Annotated in this window: 2 protein-coding genes; both read left to right on the top strand. The window is 73.3% G+C overall.

The annotated features are described in order from the left end of the window. The coding region (locus tag ACIWVC_RS34525) for an MMPL family transporter (protein ID WP_396455214.1) at positions 1 to 1239 on the top strand (1239 nt) is incomplete at its 5' end. 121 nt (positions 1240 to 1360) lie between these two features. Beyond that, a partial coding sequence (locus tag ACIWVC_RS34520) for an MMPL family transporter (protein WP_396455212.1) occupies positions 1361 to 2229 on the top strand: 869 nt, incomplete at its 3' end.

Below are 2229 nucleotides of genomic sequence, written 5' to 3'. Positions count from 1 at the left end.
TACGGCGGCATCGCGACCGTGTTCGTGTGCATGATCGGCGCGCTGACCGTGCTGCCCGCCCTGCTCTCCGTCCTCGGTCCGAAGGTCAACGCGCTGCCGGTGCGGCGGCGCCGCCGGGCGCAGGGCCGGCCGGACGGCTGGTGGGGCCGGCTCGCGCACAGCGTCATGCGCCGCCCGGTGGTCTACGTGGTCGCGACGGTGGCGCTGCTGCTCGCGCTGGGCGCGCCCTTCCTGCGCATCAACTGGGGCGGCGTCGACGCCAAGGTCATGCCGCAGGGGGCCGAGGCACGGGTCGTCGCGGAGGCACTGGAGACCCAGTTCCCGCGCAACGCCACCAGCCCCATCGAGGCGGTGGTGACCGGGACGTCCGACCGGGCCGCGATCCAGGCGTACGGAGACCGCCTGGCGGCGGTGCCGGGCGTGACCGGCGCGGCGGTGACCGGCGCGAAGGACACCACGACGCGGATCTCGCTGACCTACCGGGCCGACCCGAACTCCGGCGCCGCGCGCGACCTCGTGCACAAGGTCCGGGACGTCCCGGTGCCGCCGGGCGCGCACGTCCACGTCGGCGGCGAGACCGCCGGGGTCGTCGACCAGCTCGCCAGCATCGGCGCGACGCTGCCCTGGCTGGCGCTGCTGGTGGGCGGGGCGACGTTCATGCTGCTGTTCCTGGCGTTCGGCTCGGTCGTCCTGCCGCTGAAGGCGATCGTGATGAACACGCTGTCGCTGTCGGCCACGTTCGGCGCGGTCGTGCTGATCTTCCAGGACGGCCACCTGTCCGGCCTGCTGGACTTCACCGCGACCGGCTCGATCGCCCCGGCCATGCCGATCCTGATGCTGGCGATGCTGTTCGGGATCTCGATGGACTACGAGGTGTTCCTGCTGTCGCGGGTCCGCGAGCAGTACGACCTGACCGGCTCCAACACCGCGGCGGTCGCCGCCGGCGTGCAGCGGACCGGCTCGATCATCACCAGCGCGGCGCTGCTGTTCATCATCGTGATCGGCGCGTTCGCCACGTCCGGCATCACGTTCATCAAGATGACCGGCGTGGGGATGGCGATCGCGATCCTGATGGACGCCACCGTCGTCCGGGCGCTGCTGGTCCCGGCGGCGATGCGGCTGATGGGACGCGCGAACTGGTGGGCTCCCGGCCCGCTGGCCAGGATCTACGGCAAGTTCGGCATCCGTGAGGGCGACTCCCCCGCGCCACGGCGGTCCCAGCTGGAGCCCGTGGGCTGACACGGGCGCGCGGTGGCCGGCGGCGGGGCAGCCGCCGGCCACCGAACTATGTCAAAGCAGTACAAAACGCTGTTTACCCTGCTTGGCGGTACCGGAGGTCGCGGCGGGCGGGGGGCAGCGGATGTTCGATCGATGGGGCCGGTGGGTCCACCGGCGGCGCCGGTGGGTCCTCGCCGCCGCGGGCGCCCTGCTCGTCTTCGCCGGCGTGTGGGGGACGGGCGTCTTCGGCGCGCTGAGCACGTCCGGCGGCTTCGAGACCCCGGGCAGCGAGAGCGCCGAGGCGGCGCGGATCGCCGAGCAGGCCCTGGGCCGGGACGCGGCCGACGTCGTGATCCTCTACCAGGGCGGGACCGGGGTCGACGACCCGTCCTACCGCGCCTCGGTCGAGCGCTCCCTGGCGGCGCTGCCGCCGGGGAAGGTCGCCGGCGCCGCCACCTACTGGACGACAGGCGCACCGCAGTTCGTCAGCGAGGACCGCACGTCCACCTACGCCGTCCTCGAACTGGCCGGCGCCGACGAGGCCGCGCGGGACGCCTCCTACCAGGCGGTCAAGGACGAGCTGGACGACGTGGGCGGCGGGCTCACCGCCAAGGTCGGCGGGCCGGTCGCCACGGCCGCCGCCATCAACGACCGCGTCGCCTCGGACATCCCCCGCGCCGAGGCCATCGCCATGCCGATCCTGCTCGTCCTGCTCGTGCTGATCTTCGGCGGGCTGGTCGCGGCGAGCCTGCCGCTGCTGGTCGGCGGCATCGCGATCCTCGGCTCGTTCACCGCCCTGCACGCGCTCGCCCGGCTCACCGACGTGTCGATCTTCGCGGTGAACATCAGCACCTTCCTCGGCCTCGGCCTCGCGATCGACTACGGCCTGTTCATGGTCAGCCGGTTCCGCGAGGAGCTGCGCCGGGACGGGACGTCCATCGAGGACGCCCTCGCCGCCACGATGACCACCGCCGGGCGCACGGTCGCCGTCTCGGGCGTCACGGTGGCGGT

It is taken from the genome of Actinomadura sp. (assembly GCF_044508335.1).
GTDB lineage: Bacteria > Actinomycetota > Actinomycetes > Streptosporangiales > Streptosporangiaceae > Spirillospora.
The sequence above is the reverse complement of the archived record's forward strand: the minus strand, read 5'-3'. Positions and strand labels throughout refer to the sequence as shown.